The sequence below is a fragment of the Micromonospora sp. NPDC005215 genome (assembly GCF_040607915.1).
GTDB lineage: Bacteria > Actinomycetota > Actinomycetes > Mycobacteriales > Micromonosporaceae > Micromonospora.
Genome location: NZ_JBEXHQ010000057.1, coordinates 25,205 through 48,406 on the forward strand (window position 1 = coordinate 25,205; position 23,202 = coordinate 48,406).

24 protein-coding genes and 2 pseudogenes are annotated in these 23,202 nt (G+C 72.9%); 1 reads left to right on the forward strand and 25 read right to left on the reverse strand.

Translation table 11 applies throughout. The features are described 5' to 3' along the window. Positions 1-10: 10 nt before the first annotated feature. The 6 genes from ABZU25_RS29955 to hisD are packed head-to-tail and all read right to left on the reverse strand — an operon-like array spanning position 11 to position 4,173. A complete protein-coding gene (locus ABZU25_RS29955) occupies positions 11-334 on the reverse strand; it encodes a hypothetical protein (RefSeq protein WP_355032713.1) in 324 nt (107 codons plus the stop codon). 36 nt (positions 335-370) lie between these two features. Beyond that, positions 371-1,003 carry an imidazole glycerol phosphate synthase subunit HisH gene (gene hisH, locus ABZU25_RS29960; protein WP_355032714.1) on the reverse strand — a complete coding sequence of 211 codons (633 nt, stop codon included), beginning with the start codon at positions 1,001-1,003 and terminating at the stop codon, positions 371-373. Beyond that, positions 1,000-1,173 carry a hypothetical protein gene (locus tag ABZU25_RS29965; protein WP_355032715.1) on the reverse strand — a complete coding sequence of 58 codons (174 nt, stop codon included), beginning with the start codon at positions 1,171-1,173 and terminating at the stop codon, positions 1,000-1,002. Before ABZU25_RS29965 ends, hisH begins: the two co-directional genes overlap by 4 nt. Continuing rightward, positions 1,173-1,784, reverse strand: coding sequence for an imidazoleglycerol-phosphate dehydratase HisB (gene hisB, locus ABZU25_RS29970; protein WP_355032716.1), 612 nt, complete (start codon positions 1,782-1,784; stop codon positions 1,173-1,175). The genes ABZU25_RS29965 and hisB overlap by 1 nt, the downstream gene beginning before the upstream one ends. Further along, a complete protein-coding gene (locus tag ABZU25_RS29975) occupies positions 1,781-2,854 on the reverse strand; it encodes a histidinol-phosphate transaminase (protein WP_355032717.1) in 1,074 nt (357 codons plus the stop codon). Before ABZU25_RS29975 ends, hisB begins: the two co-directional genes overlap by 4 nt. Further along, positions 2,851-4,173: a histidinol dehydrogenase gene (hisD, locus tag ABZU25_RS29980; protein WP_355032718.1), complete on the reverse strand. Its 1,323-nt coding sequence runs from the start codon at positions 4,171-4,173 to the stop codon at positions 2,851-2,853. The genes ABZU25_RS29975 and hisD overlap by 4 nt, the downstream gene beginning before the upstream one ends. Before the next feature lie 106 nt (positions 4,174-4,279). Between hisD and ABZU25_RS29985 the strand changes: the two genes are divergently transcribed. Next, a complete protein-coding gene (locus tag ABZU25_RS29985; protein WP_355032719.1) occupies positions 4,280-4,984 on the forward strand; it encodes an LON peptidase substrate-binding domain-containing protein in 705 nt (234 codons plus the stop codon). Here ABZU25_RS29985 and ABZU25_RS29990 read toward each other — a convergent pair. The 19 genes and pseudogenes from ABZU25_RS29990 to ABZU25_RS30080 all read right to left on the reverse strand — a co-directional run bounded on the left by ABZU25_RS29990 (position 4,899) and on the right by ABZU25_RS30080 (position 22,974). Next, positions 4,899-5,897 carry a DUF2567 domain-containing protein gene (locus ABZU25_RS29990; protein WP_355032720.1) on the reverse strand — a complete coding sequence of 333 codons (999 nt, stop codon included), beginning with the start codon at positions 5,895-5,897 and terminating at the stop codon, positions 4,899-4,901. The two genes, ABZU25_RS29985 and ABZU25_RS29990, sit on opposite strands and share 86 nt — an antisense overlap. A gap of 56 nt (positions 5,898-5,953) precedes the next feature. Next, positions 5,954-7,702: an ATPase gene (locus ABZU25_RS29995; protein ID WP_355032721.1), complete on the reverse strand. Its 1,749-nt coding sequence runs from the start codon at positions 7,700-7,702 to the stop codon at positions 5,954-5,956. A 95-nt stretch (positions 7,703-7,797) separates the two neighbouring features. Further along, the gene (locus tag ABZU25_RS30000; RefSeq protein ID WP_355032722.1) at positions 7,798-8,829 is read right to left on the reverse strand and encodes a hypothetical protein; all 1,032 of its coding nucleotides are present in this window, start codon (positions 8,827-8,829) and stop codon (positions 7,798-7,800) included. 42 nt (positions 8,830-8,871) lie between these two features. Continuing rightward, complete coding sequence (locus ABZU25_RS30005) at positions 8,872-9,816, reverse strand: RluA family pseudouridine synthase (protein ID WP_355032723.1); 945 nt, start codon at positions 9,814-9,816, stop codon at positions 8,872-8,874. Beyond that, a complete protein-coding gene (gene lspA, locus ABZU25_RS30010; protein WP_355032724.1) occupies positions 9,813-10,427 on the reverse strand; it encodes a signal peptidase II in 615 nt (204 codons plus the stop codon). The genes ABZU25_RS30005 and lspA overlap by 4 nt, the downstream gene beginning before the upstream one ends. A 65-nt stretch (positions 10,428-10,492) precedes the next feature. Further along, positions 10,493-10,912, reverse strand: a complete 420-nt coding sequence (locus tag ABZU25_RS30015; RefSeq protein WP_088988421.1) for a TraR/DksA C4-type zinc finger protein — start codon at positions 10,910-10,912, stop codon at positions 10,493-10,495. Between the two features lie 227 nt (positions 10,913-11,139). Further along, positions 11,140-12,639: a potassium/proton antiporter gene (locus tag ABZU25_RS30020; protein WP_355032725.1), complete on the reverse strand. Its 1,500-nt coding sequence runs from the start codon at positions 12,637-12,639 to the stop codon at positions 11,140-11,142. 22 nt (positions 12,640-12,661) lie between these two features. Further along, positions 12,662-12,967, reverse strand: coding sequence for a DUF167 domain-containing protein (locus ABZU25_RS30025; protein WP_355032726.1), 306 nt, complete (start codon positions 12,965-12,967; stop codon positions 12,662-12,664). A 10-nt stretch (positions 12,968-12,977) separates the two neighbouring features. Continuing rightward, positions 12,978-13,208 (reverse strand): annotated as a pseudogene (locus ABZU25_RS30030) (hypothetical protein); the annotation flags it as partial. Between the two features lie 252 nt (positions 13,209-13,460). Further along, positions 13,461-13,805 (reverse strand): annotated as a pseudogene (locus ABZU25_RS30035) (hypothetical protein); the annotation flags it as partial. Positions 13,806-13,885: 80 nt separating this feature from the next. After that, positions 13,886-14,686, reverse strand: a complete 801-nt coding sequence (locus ABZU25_RS30040; protein WP_355032727.1) for a DivIVA domain-containing protein — start codon at positions 14,684-14,686, stop codon at positions 13,886-13,888. A 44-nt stretch (positions 14,687-14,730) separates the two neighbouring features. Continuing rightward, positions 14,731-15,036, reverse strand: coding sequence for a YggT family protein (locus ABZU25_RS30045; protein WP_030334503.1), 306 nt, complete (start codon positions 15,034-15,036; stop codon positions 14,731-14,733). A 31-nt stretch (positions 15,037-15,067) separates the two neighbouring features. Then, complete coding sequence (locus ABZU25_RS30050; RefSeq protein ID WP_355032728.1) at positions 15,068-15,760, reverse strand: cell division protein SepF; 693 nt, start codon at positions 15,758-15,760, stop codon at positions 15,068-15,070. Between the two features lie 189 nt (positions 15,761-15,949). Further along, on the reverse strand, positions 15,950-16,693 hold the full coding sequence (locus tag ABZU25_RS30055; protein WP_355032729.1) for a YggS family pyridoxal phosphate-dependent enzyme: 744 nt from the start codon (positions 16,691-16,693) through the stop codon (positions 15,950-15,952). A gap of 9 nt (positions 16,694-16,702) precedes the next feature. Then, positions 16,703-17,818, reverse strand: coding sequence for a cell division protein FtsZ (gene ftsZ, locus ABZU25_RS30060; protein WP_355032730.1), 1,116 nt, complete (start codon positions 17,816-17,818; stop codon positions 16,703-16,705). Positions 17,819-18,063: 245 nt separating this feature from the next. Further along, complete coding sequence (locus ABZU25_RS30065; protein WP_355032731.1) at positions 18,064-18,882, reverse strand: FtsQ-type POTRA domain-containing protein; 819 nt, start codon at positions 18,880-18,882, stop codon at positions 18,064-18,066. Then, positions 18,879-20,444, reverse strand: a complete 1,566-nt coding sequence (gene murC, locus ABZU25_RS30070; protein WP_355032732.1) for a UDP-N-acetylmuramate--L-alanine ligase — start codon at positions 20,442-20,444, stop codon at positions 18,879-18,881. Before murC ends, ABZU25_RS30065 begins: the two co-directional genes overlap by 4 nt. Continuing rightward, positions 20,441-21,547, reverse strand: coding sequence for an undecaprenyldiphospho-muramoylpentapeptide beta-N-acetylglucosaminyltransferase (murG, locus tag ABZU25_RS30075; protein WP_355032733.1), 1,107 nt, complete (start codon positions 21,545-21,547; stop codon positions 20,441-20,443). Before murG ends, murC begins: the two co-directional genes overlap by 4 nt. Further along, positions 21,547-22,974, reverse strand: a complete 1,428-nt coding sequence (locus ABZU25_RS30080; protein ID WP_355032737.1) for a putative peptidoglycan glycosyltransferase FtsW — start codon at positions 22,972-22,974, stop codon at positions 21,547-21,549. Before ABZU25_RS30080 ends, murG begins: the two co-directional genes overlap by 1 nt. Positions 22,975-23,202: the final 228 nt, after the last annotated feature.

The window sequence follows — 23,202 nt, forward strand, 5'->3', positions numbered from 1 at the left end:
TTCTCCTCGATCAGGTACGGCGGTCCAGGGCGATCACGACGATCGCCGGCAGTACGAGCAGCAACAACACGATCAGCGCGATACGCAGCGCCAGGTTGTCGACGAACGACCAGATCAGAATCAGCGCCGCTCCGGTGAGCAGCACGATGGCGGCCCGCTCACCCCGGGTGTGCCGGGCCAGCCGCCCGGAGCGGCCCCGCCGCAGCCGCGGGGTCAACCGGCGGACCACCGCGCGACGGCGCTGCCGGCGCGCCACCCGACGCTGCCGGACCGCCCGCTCCCGGGCCTGCTCCGCCTCCCGCTCCGCCCGCCGGCGGGCCCGTTCCCGGCTCACCGCGACGCCCTCGGGTCAGGCGTCGGGCACCGACGCTCAGCCACCGGTGGGCAGCGTGGCGAGCCAGTTGCGCAGCAGCGCGGCACCGGTGTCGGCGGACTTCTCCGGATGGAACTGGGCCGCCGAGAGCGGACCCCGCTCCACCGCGGCGACGAAATCCGTGTCGTGCCGCGCGGTGGTCACCACGGCGCCGGCGGCGGCCAACGCCGCCGGATCGCCCATCGCGTACGAGTGGACGAAGTAGAACCGGTCCTGCTCCGACAGCCCCGCGAAGAGCACCGACCCCGCAGGTGCCCGGACGGTGTTCCAGCCCATGTGCGGCAGCCTGGTGGCGGCCAGTCGGGTCACCCCGCCGGGCAGCAACCCCAGCCCCTTGGTCACCACGCCGTGCTCGTCGCCGTGCTCGAAGAGAACCTGCATGCCCACGCAGATGCCGAGCACCGGCCGGCCGGCGGCCACCCGCTCGGCGATCACCGGACCAGCGCCGAGCGCCTCGAGCCCGGCCATGCACGCGGCGTACGCGCCCACCCCCGGCACCACCAGACCATCGGCGGCGGCCGCGGCGGCCAGGTCGTCGGTCACCCGGACGTCCGCGCCGGCGGCGACCAGCGCCCGCTCCGCCGAGCGCAGGTTGCCCGAGCCGTAGTCGAGCACCACCACGGCGCTCACGCGTCGCCTCCCGGCAGCAGCCACAGCACCCCGCCGATCGTGGCGAGCACCGCGAGCAGCGCGGTGACGACCACCGCGCTCTTCGCCGCGCCCTGGCGGTACAGCGACCAGGTGCCGCCGACCAGCACCCCGGCCAGGACCAGCAGCAACGTCGGCAACGCGGCGCCCATCAGAGCGCGCCCTTCGTGCTCGGGATCGCGCCCGCCGCCCGGGGGTCGATCGCGGTGGCCTCGCGCAACGCCCGGGAGACCGCCTTGAACTGGGCCTCCACCACGTGGTGCGCGTCCGGGTGACCGCCCGGCCGGGCCGCCCGCAGCACGTCGACGTGCAACGTGACCCGGGCCGCCTGACCGAAGGACTCCCAGATGTGCCGGGTCATGCTTGTCGCGTAGACCGGCCCGATGTACGGGGCCAGCGCCGGCTCGTCGTGCACCACGTACGGCCGACCGGACAGGTCCACGGCGGCCCGGACCAGCACCTCGTCCATCGGTACGGTCGCCGAACCGTACCGCCGGATGCCGGCCTTGTCGCCCAGCGCCTGGTCGAACGCGGCGCCCAGGGCCAGGGCGGTGTCCTCGATGGTGTGGTGTGCGTCGATCTCCAGGTCACCCACGGTGCGTACGGTCAGGTCGAAGCCGCCGTGCCGGGCGATCTGGTGCAGCATGTGGTCGTAGAAGCCGACCCCGGTGCTGATCTCGGCGGCGCCGTTGCCGTCGAGGTCGATCTCGACGAGGACCTTGGTCTCCTTGGTGATCCGCTCCACCCGGGCCGTCCGGCTCATCGCACAGTCTCCATCGCAGAAAGGAAGGCGTCGGTCTCGGCCGAGGTGCCCGCGGTCACCCGCAGCCAGCCGGGCAGGCCGACGTCGCGGACCAGCACCCCCTGCGCCAGCAGGGCGTGCCAGACGGTGCTCTGGTCGCCGCCCACCTCGAAGAGCACGAAATTGGCGTCGCTGTCGGCGACCCGCAAACCACGCTCGCGCAGCGTCGCCACGATCCGATCCCGCTGCACCATGATCGCGCTCACCGTACCGAGGAGGGTGTCGCGGTGGGTCACCGCCGCACGGGCGGCGGCCTGGGTCAGCGTGGAGAGATGATACGGCAGTCGAACGAGCTGCACCGCCTGCACCACCGCCGCGTCGGCGGCCAGGTAACCCAGCCGCCCGCCGGCGAAGCCGAACGCCTTGCTCATCGTCCGGGTGACCACCAACCGGGGGTGGCCGGGCAGCACCGTGAGGGCGCTGACCGTCCCGGGCCGGGCGAACTCGGCGTACGCCTCGTCGACGACCACCATCCCCGGCGCGACGTCGAGCACCCCGGCGATCACCGCCGGGTCCAGGGCCGTGCCGGTGGGGTTGTTCGGCGAGCAGAGGAAGACGACGTCGGGTCGGTGCTCCCGGACCTGGGCGACCGCCTCGGCGACGGTCAGACCGAAGTCGACGCCGCGCCGCGCGGGCACCCACCGGGTGCCGGTGCCGAGGGCCAGCAGCGGGTGCATCGAGTACGCCGGAACGAAGCCGAGGGCACTGCGCCCCGGCCCACCGAACGCCTGCAACAGCTGCTGCTGGATCTCGTTCGAGCCGTTGGCCGCCCACACCTGCTCGACGGTGAGCCCGTGCCCGAGATATTCGGCCAGGTCGGCGCGGAGCGCCACCGCGTCCCGGTCCGGATAGCGGTTCAACTCGCGCAGCTCGGCAGCGAGCGCCTTGCCGATCGCCTCGACCACCGGCTCCGGCACCGCGTACGAGTTCTCGTTGGTGTTGAGCCGCACCGGCACGTCCAGCTGCGGCGCGCCGTACGGCGACAGCCCCCGCAGGTCGTGGCGGATCGGCAGGTCCGCCAGGCCGCTCACGTCGACGCTCCCGGGAAACGAGCCTGGACCGCCTGGCCGTGCGCCGGCAGGTCCTCCACGTTGGCCAGGGTGACCACGTGGGGGGCCACCTCACGCAGCGCGGTCTCGGTGTACTCGATCAGGTGCACACCACGCAGGAACGACTGCACCGACAAACCGGACGAGTGCCGGGCGCAGCCGCCGGTGGGCAGCACGTGGTTGGACCCGGCGCAGTAGTCGCCGAGCGACACCGGCGACCAGGCGCCCACGAAGATCGCCCCGGCGTTGCGGACCCGCAGCGCCCACTCCCGGGCGTCGACCGTCTGGATCTCCAGGTGCTCGGCCGCGTACGCGTCGACCACCCGCAGCCCCGCCTCCAGATCGTCGACCAGGACCACGCCGCTCTGCTGGCCGGTCAACGCCGTGGTGACCCGGTCGGCGTGTTTGGTCGCCGGCACCTGCCGGGCCAACTCCCGCTCGACCGACTCGACAAGCGTCAGCGACGGCGTGACAAGCACGCTCGCGGCGAGCGGGTCGTGCTCGGCCTGACTGATCAGGTCGGCGGCGACGTGCGCCGGATCGGCCGTGTCGTCGGCCAGGATGGCGATCTCGGTCGGCCCGGCCTCGGCGTCGATGCCGACCACGCCGCGCAGCAGCCGCTTGGCGGCGGTCACCCAGATGTTGCCGGGGCCGGTGATCAGGTCGACCGGGTCGCAGCGCAGCTCACCCAACGGGTCGACCGCCGCGCCGTACGCCAGCATCGCCACCGCCTGGGCCCCGCCCACGGCGTACACCTCGTCGACGCCGAGCAGCGCGCACGCGGCGAGCACCCGGGGGTCGGGCAGACCGCCGTTGTCCTTCTGCGGCGGGCTGACCACCACCAGCGACCGCACACCGGCCGCCTGGGCGGGCACGACGTTCATCACCACTGTCGACGGGTACATCGCCAGGCCGCCGGGCACGTAGAGGCCGACCCGGTCGACCGGCAGCCAGCGCTCGGTGACAGTGCCACCGGGCACCACCTGCGTCGTGTGGTCGGTGCGCCGCTGGTCGTCGTGCACCCTGCGGGCTCGGGTGATGGACTCCAGCAGCGCGGCGCGCACGGCCGGGTCGAGCACCCCCTCGGCCTCGGTGATCGCCTCGACCGGCACCCGCAGCACCTCCGGGGTGATGCCGTCGAACCGCTCGCTGGCCTCCCGGATCGCCGGGTATCCATGCTCGCGCACCGCCTCCACCAGAGGGCGGATCCGCTCGACGGCAACCGACACGTCGAGCTGGGCACGGGGCAGCAGGCGGCGCGGGTCACCGAGACCGTTGCGCAGGTCGATCCGATTCAGCACCCTTGCGAGTCTAGGCGGCCGGCGCGGAGCGCACCCGAGCCGCCCGTCCGCCGGGACGGTGAGCCGGGCCACGCCTCCGGGGACGAGATTGGTTAGGCTCGACCATGTGACCGCACGGCTGCCGGTGTTCCCGCTCGCAACAGTGCTCTTTCCCGGGTTGGTGCTGCCGCTGCACATCTTCGAGGAGCGCTACCGGACGCTGGTGCGGCACCTGGTCAACCTGCCCGAGGGCGCTCCGCGTGAGTTCGGCGTGGTGGCCATCCAGGCCGGTTGGGAGGTCGCGCCCGCCGGTCCCGGCGCCCGCGCCACGCCCAGCGCCGGCGACGTCACCCTGCACGAGGTGGGCTGCACCGCCGAGCTGCGCCAGGTGACCGAGCTGGCCGATGGGGGCTTCGACATCGTCACCGTCGGCCGGCGTCGCTTCCGGATCGCCGAGGTCGACGACAGCTCCGCGCCCTACCTGACCGCCGACGTGGAGTGGTTGCCCGACCCGGCCGGGCCGGACGAGGTGGCCGAGTTGCTGGCCGCCCGGGTGATCGCGGTGTTCCGGCAGTACCTCGGCCTGATCCGCTCCGATCCGGAGGAGATCTCCGAGCAACTGCCGGAGGACCCGACAGTGCTCTCCCACCTGGTGGCCGCGACCGCGGCGCTCACCGTCGACGACCGCCAGCGGCTGCTGGCCATCGACGACACCGCCGCCCGGCTCCGCGCCGAGCTGCGGCTGCTCAACCGCGAGGCGGCTCTGCTTCGTCAGGTGCGGGCGGTTCCGGTGCCGCTGACGGAGTTCGCGTCCCCGCCGACACCCAACTGAACCCCGCCGGGTCCGGTTCCGGGCGCAGCCCCGGCCACCGCGACCAGCCGGCCAGCAGGGTGTACATGATCGCGGCACCGAACGCCGGCAGCAGCAGGTTGCCGTGCGGCACCGGCAGCACGCCCAGCAGCCAGTCGACCCCACCGGCCCGCAGGTCCGCGGGTTTGGTGAAGGCCTGCCCGGCTGGGGCGGTGGCCAGCAGCCGATCGAAGGTGGCCAGGCCGACGCGTCGACCCACCTGCCAGGCCACCGGTGCGGCGACCAACGCGCCGAGCACCGCGGCGAGCAGCCCCACCGGACCGCGCCGCCGCCGCAGCACGAACCACAGGGCAAGCGCGACAAGCAGCCCGAAGCCGAGCCCGAGCAGGCTGAACCACCCGTCCGCGGCGATCGGCTGCTCCGGTTGCGGGTCGGCGTAGATCGCCCCCTCGACGGTCTTGACCACCGGCGTGTCCGGCGCGAGCGCGGCCCAGAGCAGCCCGAACGGCACACCCAGCACGGCCAGGGCGAGCACGGCGCCCAGCACCGTCACCGCGGCGCGCAGCGGACGGCGCGGCTCGTCGAAGCTCAGCTCCAGCGAGCTCTGGTACGCCGCCGAAGGGCCAGAGCCAGCCGACTGCTCGCCCACCGACGGCGGCTCGGCGACAGGCAGCTGCCAGCCCACTGACGGCGGCCCGGCGACTGACGGCGGCCCGCCGGCTGACGGCCGCCCGGCGACAGGCAGCTGCTCGCCCACTGACGGCGGCTCGGCGACTGACGGCTGCCCGCCCACTGACGGCGGCTCGCCGGCTGACGGCTGCTCGGCGACCGACGGCGGCTCGGCGACCGAGGGTGTCGCGCCCGACGCTCGGGGCGGCGTGGATCGGTCGGGCTCGTCGACGGGCCGCTCACGGTCGGGGTTGTCCGGGCTCACCCGATGATCCTCTCAGGCCCGGTACGGGGCCGGGGCCCCGGTGGCGGCAGACCAGCTCACCGGGCGAACGGCTCCACCATCATCGCCGCCGCGCGCAGCCACGCCTGCCGGGTCTCCGGCTGGAGCTGGTGGTACTCGATCGACGACCCGGTCTCCAGCGCCGGGTCGTACGGCACCACTGCCACCCCACGGGTGCGGGTGGCGAAGTGCCGCTCCAGGTCGTCCTGCAGGGGCGAGCGACCCGGGGTCGGGCAGGAGATGAGGGTGATCGCGTTGTCCGCCAGCTCGCCCATGCCCTCCTCGTGCAGCAGGTCGAGCATCCAGTCCGCGCTGAACGCCGCGTCCTCGCGGGGCACGGTGGTGACCACCAGCTGATCCGCGGCCTGCATCACCGTGCGCCAGTTGGGGCTCTCCACGTTGTTGCCGGTGTCCACGCACACCACCTCGTGGGTACGCCGCAGCAGCTCCAGCACCCGTCGGACGGTGAACTGGTCAAGTCGCTGGGCGAAGCGGGGGCTCTCCTCGCCGGCCAGCACGTCGTACGAGCCGTCGGAGGCGTGCCGCAGGTAGTCGTCCAGCCGACCCAGCAGGGTCGAGTCCTCCAGGATCTCGATCTGGGCCAGGTCGCTGACCAGGTGCCGGATCGTCCGGGCGTGTCGGGCGCTGCCGGCGCGCAGTCCGAGGGTGCCGCGCAGCTCGTTGTCGTCCCAGGCCAGTACGCCCTTCCCGCGCACGCTGCCGACGGTGGCCGCGGCGAGCACGGTGGCGGTGGTCTTGTGCACCCCGCCCTTGGGATTGGCGAAGGCGAACACCCGGGGCGTACCCAGGTCGCGGCGGAGCACCCCGTTGGCCCGCTCCTGCTCCGGGTCGACGCCCTGCTGGCGCCACTCGACCCGGGCCGGATAGGCGCGTTCGGCGATCGCCGAGCCGACGGACGGGGTGGGCGGCGGCACGACTGGCGGAGCAGGTGTGGGTGCCACCGGTGGGGGTGGCGGCGCGACCGCCGGGTAGCCGGTCTCCGGCTGGTAGCCGGTCTCCAGCAGCGCGTACCGCGACTCCACCGGCGGGTCACCCTGCCGGTAGCCGTTGTCAAGCAGCGCGTAACGGGACTGGGCGGGGTCGGGCGCGCGGGGCGGCGGCTCGGGCTCGGCCCGGTACGCCGGTTCCGCCTGGTAGCCCGGTTCCGCCTGGTAGCCCGGCTCGGCGCGGTACGCCGGCTCGGCACGATATTCCGGCTCCACGCGGTATTCCGGTTCGGCGCGGTAGCCCGGCTCGGCGCGATACGCCGGCTCGGCGCGGTAGCCAGGCTCAGCGCGGTAGCCAGGCTCGGCGCGGTAGTCAGGCTCGGCACGGTAATCCGGCTCGGCGCGATACGCCGGCTCGGCCCGGTAATCGGGCTCCGCGCGGTAATCGGGCTCCGCGCGATAGGCCGGCTCGGCCCGGTATTCCGGCTCCGCGCGATAGGCCGGCTCGGTCCGGTACGCCGGCTCCGACCGGTAGTCCGGCTCGGCCCCATAGCCGGGCTCCGCCCGATAGGCGGGGTCGACGCGGTACGTCGCCTCGGCCCGGTAGGCGGGATCTGCGCCGTACGACAACTCGGCCGGATGCCCGACGGCGGATGCCCGCCCGGTGTACCCGTTCGGGGCCGCACGTCGTGGCAGCGGGTCCGGCGGCGCCTCGTCGGCCCGCCGCTCCGGCTCGGTCTGCTCCGCGCCGCGACCGCCCAGCCGGGCGCGGTCCAACAACGCGCGCCACCGCGGCGCTGGTTCGGCCGGCCGGCCCCAGCCGGTCTCACTGCCCTCCACGGCCCGCCCTCCCAGCACCATCGATCTTCGTCTGACAGGCTACGAAGCAAACCCTATTCGGACCACACCTCAGAACGCACACCAGCCGACGCAGATCACGACGACGTGGGCGTCGGCGGCTCGACGGCGGTGGTGATGTCCGGCGAGGTGGAGACGCTCGGCGGGGGCGGCTCGGCGGGCTCCGGCGACGACGGTGCGGGTAACGGAATCGTCACGACGGGTGCGGGTTCCGACGATTCGCCCATCGACGCCGAGGGCACGGGTGTGCCCGGTGCCGACTCCGACCGCTCGGCCACAGTCGGCTCGGGCCCCGGCCCGGTGTCGGCGGGCGGGCGCACCACGTCACGCTGCTCGGGCAGGGGCGGCGTGAAGACCGTGCGGTCCAGCCGGTACACCTCGGGGGCGGGGTCGACCGCCCGCACGTCCGGCCGGGCCGCCATGCCCCGCAACACCCCCGGCGCCGCTCGTACCACCGCCGCGTAGACGCAGGCGCAGCCGGTGCGGTACGCGGCCGCCTCGGCGGTCGCCACCTCGGCGCCGCTGGCGTAGCGCGCACGCAACTCCCGCTCGCTCGCACCGTCGCCGTCGACCGCGGTGGCCCTGGCCCGGTAGTCGGCGGCTTCGGTCTCCTTACGGGCCGCCACCTGCTCCATCCCGGCGACCACGTCGTCCGGCACCCGCAGCGCGGGAATCTTGACGATCTCGGTCTGCCGCCCCGGCAGCGGAACCCGCCCGAACACCGTCGAGACCGGAACGTCGCCGAGCACCGTCGCCAGACGCTGCGGCGGCAGGTACGCGACGAGTGTGACAAGCGCGTAGGTCCCGTCCCCGGCGGCCGGGGCAGACTCGGTCAGCGCGGCCAGGTCGGCGGCGGCGGACCGCAGGTAGCCGGGCACGGAGTCGCCGTCGACGACGCCGACCCGGGTCACCTCGCCCACCGTCCGGTCGCCGAGCGGAGTCTCGTCGGCGGCCCAAAGCGCGGTGCCCAGCACCGCCGCCGCGGACAGCGCGGCCGCCCAGGTGAGCACCCCGGACCGGGTCGGCCGGTCGCCCAGCCGGGTCACGGCCCGGGTCAGCGGCGGCAGCAACCGTTGGTCCAACTGCCGCAGCAGGTTGCCGGCGCGCACGGGCGGGATCCCCTCGTCGGATCGGTGTCGGGCGGTCGCCGCTCAGTCCCGCAGGATCTGGAGCGCGCGGTCCAGGTCGTCAGGGTAGTCGCTGACGAACCGGACCTCGTCCCCCGTTCGGGGGTGCAGGAAGCTCAGTTCGCGGGCGTGCAGCCACTGTCGGGCCAGGCCGAGGCGGGCCGAGAGGGTGGGGTCGGCACCGTATGTCAGGTCACCCACGCACGGGTGCCGCATTGTGGAGAAGTGCACCCGGATCTGGTGGGTCCGGCCGGTCTCCAGTCGGACGTCGACCAGGCTGGCCGCCGGGAACGCCTCCAGGGTGTCGTAGTGGGTGATGCTCGGCTTACCGCCGGAGACCACCGCCCAGCGGTAGTCGTGGGTGGGGTGCCTGTCGATCGGCGCGTCGACAGTGCCGCGCAGCGGGTCCAGGTGACCCTGCACCACCGCGTGGTAGCCCTTGTCCACCTCGCGGTACTTGAAGGCCCGCTTCAACGCCGTGTACGCCTGCTCGCTCTTGGCCACCGCCATGATCCCGGTGGTGCCCACGTCGAGCCGGTGCACCACGCCCTGCCGCTCGGCGGCGCCACTTGTGGAGATGCGGTGCCCGATCGCGGCGAGGGCACCGATCACCGTCGGGCCGGTCCACCCGGGGCTGGGATGCGCGGCCACCCCCACCGGCTTGTCGACCACCACGATGTCGTCGTCGGCGTAGACCACCCGCAGGCCGGGCACCGCCTGCGGCACCACGCTCGGCGGCGCGACCGGGGCGGGGAGCGTGACGTCCAGCCAGGAACCGGCCTTGACCTTGTGCGAGTTGGCCCGGGAGACGCCGTCGACAAGCGCGTCCCCGGCGTCGACAAGGGCTGCGGCGGCGGTACGGGAGAGCCCGAACAGCCGGGACACCGCCTGGTCCAGTCGCATGCCGTCGAGGCCGTCCGGGACCGGGAGGGAACGGTGGTCGCCGCCCGCGGCGAACGTGGAGGTCATGCCCGCTCCCGCTGGTCCGCGCCCTGGGGGGCGTCCGTCTCGACCGGGGCGCCGTCGCGACCGGCGCGCCGGCCGTCCCGCTGCCGGCCGGTCAACTCCAACAGCATGGCCAGCAGCACACCGCAGACCAGTGAACTGTCGGCCAGGTTGAACACCGGCCAGACCTGGCCGTACGGGTCGAACAGGCTGATCATGTCGACCACGTGCCCGTGGAAGGGCGCGGGGGCCCGGAAGATCCGATCGACGAGGTTGCCCAGCGCGCCGCCCAGCACCAGGCCGAGGCAGATCGCCCAGGGCAGCGAGCGCAGCCGCAGAGCCATCCAGACGATCCAGCCGACCACACCGATGGTGATCAGCGGGAAGATCCAGGTGTGGTCCGCGCCGATGCTCCAGGCGGCACCGCTGTTGCGGGTCAGGCTCAGGTAGACGGACCCGCCGAGCAGCCGGACCGGCTCCCGGTCGGTCAACGCGGCCAGCGCGAGGTGCTTGGTGACCAGGTCGGCCAGCAGGGCCACCAGGGCGACTCCGGCGAGGATCGCGACGGCCCGGGGCCGGCGTTTGTCGCCGCCCGGGTCGGTGCGGCCGGGTTCGGCGGACGGTGCTGCGGTCATGCGCTCCCCATCGAGGTGTCTCGGCGGTGATCGCTCACCGTCTCATCGCCGCCGGGGAGCGGACCTCAGCGCCGCTCCTCCAGCTGCTTGCACGTCACACACTGGGTGGCCGACGGGAAGGCGGCGAGGCGCTCGACCGGGATCGGGTTGCCGCACCGCTCGCACCAGCCGTAACCACCCTCGTCGAGACGCTCCAGAGCGCGCTCGACCTGCGTGATCCGTTCCAGAATGCTGTTGGCGAGAGAGATCTCCTGCTCCCGCTCGAGCGTCTTGGTGCCCGTGTCGGCCTGGTCGTCCCCGGCCGAGTCGGTCAGCCGATCGCGCTGCAGCTCGGTGATCTCACTCAGCGTCTGATCGTACTCGGCGCGAAGCTCGTCCCGCCGCGCCGCCAGCGCCGCCCGGATCTTCTCGGTCTCCGCGGCGCTGCGGGTGGCCTTGGCCACCGGCTTGCGCCCGGCGGTCCTGGTATCGGCTGGCTTCGCCATGGGTCGCTCCCTCGGCCGGGGAGCCGCGTTGTCCGCGGCACCTGGTCAGGGGGCGTCAACCACGACGTCCCCTAGATGTACGAAAAGGGGCGCACGGCGACGATGGCCGCGCACTCCGGAGGTTGGCAAGAATACGGAACGTACAGGCGTCCGACAACGTGCCGCACCGTCGCACCGCTCAACTACCCCTAGCCCTGCCCAACTGGGGCAAAAGGAACGCTAGCAGGTCAACCGACCGCCTCATCCCCGTACTCGCCAAACCATCGGGCCAGCCGACCCCGCCGGCTGACCGCCCGCAGCCGCCGTTCGGCGGCGTCGCGCACCCCGGCCGTCGCCACGATCAGCAGACTGTCGCCGGTCTTCAGCCGAGTGCCCGGGGTGGGCACGAAACCCACCCCGTCGCGCAGCACCAGGGTGACCGACGCGCCCAACGGAAGCCGCAACTCGTCGACGTGCACGCCCGCCAACCGTGAGCCCGGCGGCACCTCCAGCTGAAGCAGGTCCGCCCGCATCCGCTCCAGCGGCGCCGTCTCCAGATGGATCTCGGTGGCCTCCGCCGGCGCGGTCACCCGCAACCGGCGGGCGAACGGCCCCAGCGTGCCGGTCTGCACCAGCGTGAAGATCACCACCAGCACGAAGACCACGTCGAAGAGGCGCTCCGCCCCGGGCACCCGCTCGGAGAGCGGAATGGTCGCCAGCACGATCGGCACCGCCCCGCGCAGCCCGGCCCAGGACAGGAACGCCTGTTCCCGTAGGCCGACCCGGAACGGCAGCGCCGAGACGGCCACCGACAGCGGGCGGGCCAGCAGCACCAGGGCCAGCCCCGCGACCACCGCCGGCAACACCGCCGCGTCCAACCGGCCCGGCGAGGCCAGCAACCCGAGCAGCACGAACAACCCGATCTGGGCGAGCCACGCCAGCCCATCCGCGAAGCCGAGGATCGCGTGCCGGTGGGACAACCGGGCGTTGCCCAGCAGCACCCCGGCCACGTAGACGGCGAGGAACCCCGAGGCGTGCAGCACCGCCCCCGCGGCGTACGCCAGCACGGTGATGCCCACCGCGGCGATCGGGTAGAGCCCCGCCGAGGGCAGCGCGGCCCGGCGCAGCGCCCAGGTGCCGGCGAAGCCCGCGCCCACGCCCACCGCCGCACCGACGCCCAACTCGTAGCAGACCAGCCCGACCTCGTACCACCACGGGTGCGACCAACCCTGGTGCGACAGCAGCACCACAAGCAGCACCACCGGGGCGTCGTTCATGCCCGACTCGGCCTCCAGCGTCGCCACCAGGCGGGGCGGCAACCGCAGCCGGCGCAGGGTGGCGAAGACGGCCGCCGCGTCGGTGGACGAGAGCACCGCGCCGTAGAGCAGCGCCAACCGCCAGTCCAGCCCCAGCAGCAGGTGTACGGCGACGCCGACCACCACGATGCTCACGACCACGCCGACAGTGGACAGCGCGGACGCCAGCCCGAGCACCGGTCGCAGCGTGGACCACCGGGCGGTCAGACCGCCCTCCGCGATGATCACGATCAGCGCGCAGAAGCCGAGGGTACGGGTCAACTCGACGTCGTCGAAGTGGATGCCCAGGCCACTCTCGCCGATCGCCACGCCCAGCGCCAGATAGACCAGGAGGCTGGGCACACCCAGCCGGGTGGAGAGTCGCACCGCGCCGACGGCGACCAGCAGCACGGCCGCTCCCAGCAGCAGCGCGATATCAAACCCGGGCGTCACGGCTGCCTGGCCTGGGCGTTCCTCACTCGGCGGATCCGTCGCGCAGTCGGCCCAGCACCTCGGACAACTCCGGGCTGGGCCGATCGACGAGGAAGAGCTTGTCCCGACTGGCCGCGCCGGCGCGCAGGGCGACCTCGGCCCGGCGGACACCCAGGGCAGCGGCCAGGGCCCGGCGAGCCGCCTCGGTCGCCCGACCGTCGACGGCCGGCTCGTGCACCGCGATCACCAGGGCGGGCCCGTGTGGGCCGTCGAAGCGACCGCCCACCCGGGCGGACGAGGCGCTGGGCTTCACGCGTACCGCCACGGTGAGCGTGTCCTGCGCGGGCACCGGGGCCGCTTCAGATCGGCCGGGCGTCGGCGAGCAGGACGGTTGCTGGCGCACAGTGCGCGCACGGGGTGAAACCGAGCTCGGCGGCCTCGGCGACCGGCAGCGTCTCGGGCACCCGGCCAACGAGGTGTGGGCAGCTGGCGAGGTGGTAGCGGGGGTGGCCGTCCACCACCTCGACGGCGTCGGTGAGTCGCGCCACCCGGGCGGCCTCGGAGGGGGTGACCAGTTGCTCGGCCGGCTCGCCGGCGGCCGGGGCACCGTGGCTCAGATCGTCGTCGGTCGACGGGCCCGGGCTGACCGGGCTGGCCGCAGGAGGCGCGTCGTCGGCCGACGGCACGAACGGCGACCCCTCGTCGAACGGGGCAGCGTCGTCGATCCGCGCGTCGAACCCCGGCGCGTCGCCGACCCGCGCGTCGAACGGAGATGCGTCGCCGACCCGCGCGTCGAACGGAGATGGATTGTCGAGCAGTGCGTCAGCAGCCTGTGCCGGGTGGTCGACCGGCGGCGCGGGTGGTTGCCGCCACCCGGTGCCGCCGGTACCTACCGTCGTGGGCACATGCTGGACCGGCACCTCCGGCTCGACCAGCGGCGGCCCGTACGCGACACCCGGCGTGGCCTGGCTGGCCGTGCGGGGTGCGTCGGGTTGCCGCCGGCCGGTCCGGCCGGGATCCGCCATCGCGCGGTTGGCGGCTGCCTGGCGAGCACCCACCACCAACGCCACGGCGGCCAGCAGACTGGCCGCGATAGAGATGATCAACATGAAGCTGGAGCCACCGGCCAGGCCGAGCACCAGGAGCACCACCGCGACGAGGATGAGCAGGAGACTTGCGACTATCACGGCTCACCCCCGCCGCGTCGTACCGTCCAGACAAGGCCGGCGACCGTCACCATTGGCGGAGAGCGATCGCCGGCCGGCGCTCAGCGTCCGGCTTCGAGGGCGCCGGAGCGCCCGCTGCCGTACGAACCGGCGAGACCAGCGGCGGCCAGCCCGTTGCCGCCGGCGACCCGGCCTGCCTCGGAGCGGGTCATCTCGGCCTCCAGACCCTGGCCACGACCATCGAGGTCACGCAGCTGGCTCTCCAGGTACGCCTTGAGCCGGGTGCGGTACTCACGCTCGAACTGCTTGAGCTCCTCGATGTGCTTCTGCAGGGCCGTGCGCTTGGCGTCCAGGCCGCCCATGGCCTCCTGGTGCCGCTGGCGGGCGTCCCGCTCCAGGGCGTCGGCCTTCGCGCGAGCCTCGCGGGTCACCTCCTCGGCCTTACCGCGGGCCTCGGACAGCAGCTGGTCGGCCTCGCGGCGCGCGTCGGACACGTGGTCGTCGGCGGTGCGCTGGGCCATCATCAGCACGCGCAGGGCCTGCTGCTCGCCGTCACCGGTGACCGCGGGACCGCCGGTGGCGCGGACCTGCTCCAGCTCGGCCTGCATCGCGCGGGCAGCCTGCTCGGCCGCCGACTTGTCGCGCTGCACCCGGTCCAGTTGGGCCTTGACGTCGTTGAGCTCCGCCGCCAGTCGGGCGTCGCCGCCGGGGCCGGCGGGGGCACCGCCACGGCCGCCGCGCTCCACCTGGGCGCGCAGCTCGTTGTTTTCCTCGATGAGACGGGCGAGCTCGCGCTCGACCTCGTCCAGGAAGGCGTCGACCTCCTCCTCGTCATACCCCCGCTTGCCGATCGGCGGCTTTTTGAAGGCGACGTTGTGGACGTCGGCCGGGGTCAGCGGCATCGAAACTCCTCGGGTCAGTTGCGGCCGCGAAAGCGCGTCGGTCATCAGGCAGATGCCCTGATCGACGGCCCTAACACGAACTCCATCAGCACGAACAGGATAACCAGGAGCACAAGGGAGGCCAGGTCGATGCTCACGGTACCAATTCGCAGCGGAGGGATCACACGCCTCAACGCGTTGAGAGGGGGATCAGTGACGCTCCACACGGATTCCAATCCTGCCGATGCGCCACGGCCCGGTTGCCAGCGCCGGCCGTACTGCAGGACGGCGCTCAACACGAACCGGGACAGAAGAAGAAGCAGGAAGACATAAAGGATCAGGTACAGCACTTGCAGTAAGATCGACAACACGGTCAGCGACGTCCCTCGGGTCGGGCGGGGGTCAACTCAAACTGAAAAAGCCGCCCTCAGCGATCTTGGCCTTGTCCTCAGCGGTGACCTGGACGTTAGCCGGTGAGAGCAGGAACACCCGATTGGTCACGCGCTCGATCGTACCGCGCAGGCCGAACGCCAGCCCGGCCGCGAAGTCAACCAGACGGCGGGCATCCGCCTCATCCATTTCGGTGAGGTTGATGATCACCGGAACGCCGTCGCGGAAGTGCTCACCGATGGTGCGCGCCTCCCGGTAGGTGGTCGGGTGCAGCGTGGTGATCTGGTACCGCTGCTCCTCCTCGGGCAGTGCCCGCTCGCGCGACGTGACCTGCGGCGCGAGGGCCAGATTGTCCCGGGTGTGGTACGTCAGCGCACCGGACGTCTCGCCCGCCGACGACCGGGTGATCGACCGTACGCTGGACCGCTCGACCCGTTCCGCACGCTCGCCGTCACCACGCTCGGACTCGCTCAACCGCCCGCTCGCCCGCTCGGAGAGTCGACCCCGCTCACTGGCGCGCGGCCGGGGAGCCGGCGGCTCCTCGGTGTCGTCCTCGTCCTCGTCGGCGAACTCCTCGGCGTACCGGCTCTGCCGGTACCGCGAGTCGCGGTAGCCACCCTTGTCGTAGCCACCGTCGTCGTAGGCCCGCTCGTCGTCTTCTTCGACCAGACCGAGCCAGACCCCCGCCTTGCGCAGTGCACCCATCCCGCGCCCTTCCGTCCGCCGTGCGGCACGCGCCCCCGTGCCATGTCGCCCGTCGCGAGTGGACAACCATGCCCATCGGACCGGAACCGCAATCCCCCCAGCACGCGATTCGCGTCGCGTGCACGACCCCGACCAGGAGACGCCGCCCCTGAAACAACACTGATGTAATTTGCTTGTCTCGCGGTCAGGCTACCGCAGCGTGGGACGCATTCCGAGCAACGCGCTACCGACGCGGACATGTGTCGCGCCGTATCGGATCGCGATGTCGAAATCTCCGCTCATTCCCGCGGACAGTCCGGTCGCTCCCGGATGGACCGTCCGAAACACATTGGCAACCTCCGCGAGTCGGGCGAAGGCCCGGTCCGGCTCCCAACCCAGCGGAGCCACCGCCATCAGACCGACCAGACGCAACCCCGACGCGTCGGCGATCGCCTCGGCCACCGGTTCCAACCCGGCGCCCGGATCGGCCGAACCGGGCAGCGCGCCGCCCCGGGCCGCGTCGCCGTCGATGCTCACCTGGACCATGGCGTCCAGCGGCACCTCCCGGTCGGCGGTCGCGGTCGCCAACGCCCGAGCCAGCCGGACGCTGTCCACGGAGTGCACCGCGTCGGCGTAGCGAACCACCGAGCGGGCCTTGTTGCGTTGCAGTTGACCGATGAAGTGCCAGCGGGGACGTACCCCGGCCGCGGCCACCTCGGCGGCCTTACCGGCCGCCTCCTGGTCGCGGTTCTCCCCCATGTCGGTCACCCCGAGCCCGGCCAGCGCCACCACGTCGCTGGCCGGGTGGGTCTTCGTCACGGCGATCATCGTGACCTCGGCGCGGTCCCGACCGGCCTGCGCGCAGGCGTCGGCGATGCGGGACCGGATCTGGGCCAGGCCAGCCGCCAGTTCGGCGTGCCGGTCCGGTCGTACGGTGGCTGAGCTGTCGGTCATCGGCGGTGCTCAGGACCCGTTCTTGAGAAAGTCGGGGACGTCCACGTCGTCGAACAGCACGCGACGCGGCGACTGGGCTGGTGCCGGGTTGCTGACCGGCGCCGGCACCGGAGTGCTCTGCGGCGCCGGCTGGTTGGTGTTGGTCTTGCGGGTCGGCTCGGCCGCCTTGTACGCCGGAGTGCCGCCGTCGAAGCCCGCCGCGATGACGGTCACCCGCACCTCGTCGCCGAGCGCGTCGTCGATGACCGCGCCGAAGATGATGTTGGCGTCCGGGTGGGCCGCGTCGGTGACCAGCTGGGCGGCATCGTTGATCTCGAACAGGCCCAGGTCGGAGCCGCCGGCGATGGAGAGCAGCACGCCCCGCGCGCCGTCCATGCTCTGCTCCAGCAGCGGGCTGGAGATGGCCGCCTCGGCCGCCTCGACCGCGCGGTTCTCGCCGCGGGCGCTGCCGATGCCCATCAACGCGCTGCCGGCGCCGCTCATCACGCTCTTGACGTCGGCGAAGTCCAGGTTGATCAGACCCGGGGTGGTGATCAGGTCGGTGATGCCCTGCACGCCCGAGAGCAGCACCTGGTCGGCGGTGCGGAACGCGTCCATCATGCTGATGTTGCGGTCACCCAGGGCCAGCAGCCGGTCGTTCGGGATGACGATCAGCGTGTCGCACTGGTTGCGGAGTTCGTCTATTCCCGTCTCGGCCTGCACCTGGCGGCGCTTGCCCTCGAAGGAGAACGGCCGGGTCACCACGCCGATGGTCAGTGCGCCGAGCTTGCGGGAGATGTTGGCCACCACGGGCGCGCCACCGGTGCCGGTGCCGCCGCCCTCACCGCAGGTCACGAAGACCATGTCGGCGCCCTTGAGCACCTCCTCGATCTCGTCGCGGTGGTCCTCGGCGGCGTTCTTCCCGACGTCCGGGTTGGCCCCGGCCCCCAGGCCACGGGTCAGCTCCCGGCCGACGTCGAGCTTGACGTCGGCGTCGCTCATCAGCAGCGCCTGCGCATCGGTGTTGATCGCGATGAACTCGACGCCCTTGAGCCCAACCTCGATCATCCGGTTGACGGCGTTGACGCCGCCACCCCCGATGCCGACGACCTTGATGACCGCCAGGTAGTTGTGCGGAGGTGTCATCTCCGGTCCTTTCCTTCGAGATTGGCTTCGGCCGACCGGGTACGGCGTGGCCAGACCAGCGGCCGACGACAGCTGTCACCAGCGAGGATCAGGGATGAACCCTAACCCTCTACTAGAGGCTTACAGTTATGTCAACCACTGAAGCTCTTCGAGGCAACGTAAGCGCCACCGCGCGATGAGCCAAGGACCCGGACGGCGTGTCGCCGAGCGGAGCGCGACGGGTCACCTCCCCGGGCGCTCCCCGATCAGCGAAAGGTCACCACGTCTGGCGCGCTCACGTCGATCCGGGCGGCGTCCTCATCAAGCAGGGCGGTGGCCACCCGGGCCTTGTCCGTGCCCCGGGTCGCGTCGCCCCAGACCACCGTCCGATCCCCGCGCAACCGCAGGCTGATCCGGGCCAACCCCTCCACCTGCAGGTCCACCAACTCCGCGCGGAGCTGCGGAGTCAGCGCGGTGAGCACCTCCAGCGCGGCCCGGGTGCCCGGGTCGTCGGCGGCCGGATGGCCCACCGTCACCTGCGGCAGATCGGCGGGACGCCGGTCCACCGTCCGGAACGCCACCCCGCTCCGGTCGATCAGGGCGAACGCCGCCCCCTGCGGCACCACCGCCACCGGAGTCCGCTCGGTCACCCGCACCACAAGCGCGCCGGGCCAGTCCCGGGAGACCGTGGCCCGCTCCACCGCCGGCAGCGCACCGACCCGGCGGGCGGCGGCGGCCAGGTCCACGCGGGCCAGCGGCACCCCGTCCGGCACGCCGACCGCGTCGTGCACCTGCACCGGGCTGACCAGGCCGGCACCCTCCACCCGCACCTCCCGGACCCCGAACAGCCCGGTGCCGAGCACCGTCCAGGCGACCAGCCCGGCCAACGCGAGCACTCCGGCCGCCACCGCCCACGGCAGCGCCGCACGCATCCGACGCTGCCGGGCACGAGCCATGAACCGGCGGGTCGAGGGCGGTACCGCGTCGCGGCCCGCCCGGACCAGCTGCCACCGCCGCGCCGGACCGCGGCGCGGGGCACCACCGTCGGCGGCGCTCGTCCGCCCCCGGGCCGGACCGGGACTCATCCGGCCAGGGGCGCCGCGCCGCCGGGCGCGGCGGTGCCACCGAGAGCCGCTCCGTCGCCGCCGGTCGTGGTCCCACCTCGCACCGGATCAGCGATCACCGGGGACGTGGCCGCCGGGTCGACGGTCGCGGTCGGTGCCGGGCCGGCCGTACGCTCGCCCAGGGCGGCCAGCAACTCGTCACCCATCAGCGAGATCGGCGGGGCGCCCATGGTGACCACCACGTCCCCCGAACGGGCCCGGCGGGCCACCTCGACCGGCGCCGCCTCCCACGAGTCGACGAAGACCTTGCGGTCGGCGGGCAACGCGACCGCCGCGATCAGCGCCGCCGAGCCTTCGCCGGGCTGCCGCAGCTCGCCCGGCCCGAAGACCTCCAGCAGCACCACCTCGTCGGCGATGGCCAGCGCCTCGGCGATCTCCGCCTGGTTGTCGCGGGTGCGGTACAGCCGGTACGGCTGGAAGACGACGATCAACCGTCCGTCCCCGGCCACCTCGCGCAACGTCTGCATGGCGAGGGTCATCGAGGTCGGGTGGTACGCGTATTCGTCATAGACCAGAACGCCGTCCGCGACACCCTTGCGCTCGAAGCGCCGTCGCACCCCGGGGAAGACCGCCAGCGCGCCCTCGGCCGCCTCCAGCGGCAGATCCAGCAGGTACGCGGCCAGCACGGCGGCGGCGCTGTTCAGACCCATGTGCCGCCCCGGCACCGGCAAGCGGAACTCGCCAAGCGACCGGCCGTCGATCGCGGCCAGGTAGCGCACCCCACGCGCGGAGGAGACGATCTCGGTCAACCGCAGGTCGGCGTCGGCGGCCTCGCCGTAGGTGAACACCCGCCGCCCCTCGACGCGCAGGCTCTCGGCCAGCCGCCGACTGCCCGGGTCGTCGGCGCAGGTGATGATGAACCCGTCCGGGTCGGTGAGGCGGGCGAACTCCACGAACGCCGCCTCCAGCGTCGCGTAGTCGCCGTAGGTGTTCAGGTGGTCGGCCTCGACGTTGGTGATGATCGAGACGTACGGGCGGTAGATGAGGAACGAGCGGTCACTCTCGTCCGCCTCGACCACGAAGTGCTCGCCGGTGCCGTGGTGGGCGCCCGAGCCGACCTCGGAGATCTCCCCGCCGATCACGAAGGACGGGTCCACACCGGCCTGCTGGAGCACCATGGTCACCATCGAGGTGGTGGTGGTCTTGCCGTGCGTGCCGGCGACCGCCACCGCCCGACGGCCGGTCATCGCCGCGGCCAGGGCCTCCGAGCGGTGCAGCACCCGCAGGCCGCGCCGACGCGCCTCGACCAGCTCCAGGTGGTCCTGCGGAATGGCCGACGAGTAGACGACGGTGTCCACGCCGTCGAGGTTGCTCGCCTCGTGGCGGAGGTGGATGGTGCCGCCGAGCGCCCGCAGCCCCTCCAGCGAGGGCCACTCCCGCAGGTCGCTGCCGGAAACCCGGATGCCGCGGGTGAGCAGCAGCCGGGCCACGCCGAGCATGCCCACCCCACCCACCCCGATCAGGTGGACGGCCCCGAGGTCCTCCGCGGTGAGCGTGCCGGCCGGGGTGAACTGCGCGGTCATCGGGCCACCGCCGCGATGACGAAGGAGCGCAGCGCCTCGTCACCGTCGCGCCGCCCGTACGCCGCCGCGGCGGCGCCCATCGCGGCCGACCGCTGCGGGTCGCGGATGAGGGGGATGACGGTGCGCTCCAACCAGTCCGGTGTCAGCTCCGCGTCGTCGACAAGCAGCCCACCGCCGGCCTCCACCACGGGCAGCGCGTTGCGCCGCTGCTCCTGGTTGCTGTGCGGGTACGGCACGTAGATCGTGGGTAGCCCGATCGCGGCCACCTCGGCGACGGTCATCGCGCCACCCCGGGCCAGCATCAGGTCGGCGGCGGCGTAGCCCAGCTCCATCTCGGACAGGTAGGGCAACGTCACGTACGGCACCGGCAGGTCGGTGGGGATCGGTACCGGCTCGTTGCGCGCGCCCATCACGTGCAGCACCTGCACGCCGTTGCGGGCCAGCTCCTTGGCCGCCCCGGAAACCGCCAGGTTGATCGAGCGGGCGCCCGACGAGCCACCGGAGACGAAGAGCACCGGCAGGTCCGGGCGGAGCCCGAAGTGGGCGCGGGCGGCGTTGCGCAGCGCGTACCGGTCCAGCCCCGCGATGCTGCGGCGCAGCGGCACCCCGACGATTGTGGCGTCGCGCAGCGACTCGGCCTGGCTCGGCTGGTGGGGGAAGCCGACGGCGATGTTCTTTGTGAACTTCATGCCCAGCCGGTTGGCCACGCCCGGTGGCACGTTCACCTCGTGGATCACCATGGGCATCTCCCTGCGCCAGGCGGCAAGGTAGGCCGGCACCGAGACGTACCCGCCGAAGCCGACGACCACGTCGGCCTTGACCTCGTCGATCACCTTGCCCGCGGCGCGGGCCGCGGTCCACATCCGGCCCGGGGTACGGACCAGGTTCATGTTGACCGACCGGGGCAGTTGGTACGCCGGGATCTGCCGCAGCTCGTAACCGTGCGGCGGGATCAGGTCGTTCTCCATACCGCGCGGTGTGCCGAGGCAGGTGATCCGGACGCCCGGGTCGTGTCGGCGCAGGCAGTCGGCGAAGGCGAGCAGCGGGTAGACGTGCCCCCCGGTGCCACCTCCCGCGAGCACCACCGAACGCAGCGGACCCATCAGCGTCTCCTCTCGCTCGCCGTGCCCCCACGGCTGCGGTCCTGGCGGACCCCGCGCGGCGCGGCCTGATCGTCGTGGCGCCGCTCGCGGGACCGGGGCACTGACCCTCGGCCAGCCGGCGGCGTCGCCGGTCGGCGGCGCCGGCCGGGTAGCGGCGGCAACGGGGCCCAGAGTAGTCGGACCCACCGGGCCGGCGGACGGGCATGCAGTGCTCTGGCCGCATCGGGTTCGGCGCGGGCGAAGGACGCCAGCATGCCGATCGCGGCCAACGTCACGACCAGGGCACTTCCGCCGTCGGAGATGAACGGCAGCGGCAGGCCGGTGATCGGCAGCAGCCCGACCACCCCACCGATGTTGATCACAGCCTGGCTGACCAGCCAGGTGGTCACGGCGGCGGCGGCGAGCCGACGGAACGGATCGTCGACCCGCCGGGCGATCCGCAACCCGGTGTACGCGAGGACCGCGAACAGGCTGAGGATGACGACGCACCCGATCACGCCCAGCTCCTCGGCGATGATCGCGAAGATGAAGTCGTTGTGCGCCTCGGGCAGCCAGTCCCACTTCAGGCTGCCCTTGCCCAGCCCGACACCGAACCAGCCGCCGTGTTCGATGGCCAGTCGACCCTGGTAGACCTGGTAACACGGGTCTCCGCACTCGTTCGGCGGCGGTGGGTTGAGGAAGAGCGTCAGTCGCGCCAGGCGGTAGTTGTCCGCGCCGCGCTCACCGGAGCCGGCGCCCAGCGAGGCCACCGCGATGAGCAGGCCGACGCCGAGCAGACCGACAACCGTCAGGGCGCCGAAGACCCGCATCCGTACGCCGGCGGCCCAGAGCAGACCGACCACCAGGGCCAGCAGGCAGAGCATGGTGCCCACGTCGTTGTAGCCGACCAGCACGAAGAGCAGGCCCATCACCGGGAAGAGCGGGGTGGCCAACTCCCGCCACCAGCCCAGCGCGGCGCCCTTGCGGGCGATCAGGTGCGCGCCCCAGAGCACGAGCGCGAACTTGGCCAGCTCGGAGGGCTGCACCTGGATCCCGCCGATGAACAGCCAGAGCAGCCGCGCCTCGATCGGGCCGATCCGGGCGGAATCCTGCTGGGTCAGGCGCGCGTACGCGAGCAGCAGGTTGAGCACCAGCAGCAGCGCGATCGCGGTGAACAGCAGCGGCCGACCCAGCGAGCGGTAGGTGCTGGCGGGCAGGCGCTGGCAGGCCCAGAAGACCCCGATGCCGATCACCGCGAAGATCGCCTGTTTGGTCACCGAGGCCGAGGCGTTGCCGTCCTCCGCGTAGTCCTTCACGCTGGTCGCCGAGAAGACCATGGTCAGCCCGATCAGCAGCAGCAGGCCGGCGCTGGACAACAGCAGGTAGTAGGAGGCCAGCGGCCGGTCCAGCAGGCCGCGCAGCGCGGCGAGCCCGCCGGCCGCGTCCAGCCCGCGTAGCGGCGCCGGTTCTGTCGCGCGCGGTGTCGCTCCCGGTTCCGGGCCGCGCGCGTCGTCCGGCGGCGCGCCGGACCCCCTACCGCCCGGCGTCGCGCCTGGCTTCGTCTCCCGCGCCGTCGGGCCGGGCTTCGTCTCCCGCGCCGTCGGGCCGGGCTTCGTCTCCCGCGCCGTCGGGCCGGGCTTCGTCTCCCGCGCCGTCGGGCCGGGCTTCGTCTCCCG

Bases quoted from the DNA above. Each gene is read 5' to 3' on its own strand.
- ABZU25_RS29965 (WP_355032715.1), bottom strand. From the start codon at position 1,173: ATGGGCGCCGCGTTGCCGACGTTGCTGCTGGTCCTGGCCGGGGTGCTG.
- hisB (WP_355032716.1), bottom strand. From the start codon at position 1,784: ATGAGCCGGACGGCCCGGGTGGAGCGGATCACCAAGGAGACCAAGGTC.
- ABZU25_RS30005 (WP_355032723.1), bottom strand. From the start codon at position 9,816: ATGACCTCCACGTTCGCCGCGGGCGGCGACCACCGTTCCCTCCCGGTC.
- lspA (WP_355032724.1), bottom strand. From the start codon at position 10,427: ATGACCGCAGCACCGTCCGCCGAACCCGGCCGCACCGACCCGGGCGGC.
- ABZU25_RS30015 (WP_088988421.1), bottom strand. From the start codon at position 10,912: ATGGCGAAGCCAGCCGATACCAGGACCGCCGGGCGCAAGCCGGTGGCC.
- ABZU25_RS30040 (WP_355032727.1), bottom strand. From the start codon at position 14,686: ATGCCGCTGACCCCGGCCGACGTCCACAACGTCGCCTTCAAAAAGCCG.
- ABZU25_RS30050 (WP_355032728.1), bottom strand. From the start codon at position 15,760: ATGGGTGCACTGCGCAAGGCGGGGGTCTGGCTCGGTCTGGTCGAAGAA.
- ABZU25_RS30055 (WP_355032729.1), bottom strand. From the start codon at position 16,693: ATGACCGACAGCTCAGCCACCGTACGACCGGACCGGCACGCCGAACTG.
- ftsZ (WP_355032730.1), bottom strand. From the start codon at position 17,818: ATGACACCTCCGCACAACTACCTGGCGGTCATCAAGGTCGTCGGCATC.
- ABZU25_RS30065 (WP_355032731.1), bottom strand. From the start codon at position 18,882: ATGAGTCCCGGTCCGGCCCGGGGGCGGACGAGCGCCGCCGACGGTGGT.
- murC (WP_355032732.1), bottom strand. From the start codon at position 20,444: ATGACCGCGCAGTTCACCCCGGCCGGCACGCTCACCGCGGAGGACCTC.
- murG (WP_355032733.1), bottom strand. From the start codon at position 21,547: ATGGGTCCGCTGCGTTCGGTGGTGCTCGCGGGAGGTGGCACCGGGGGG.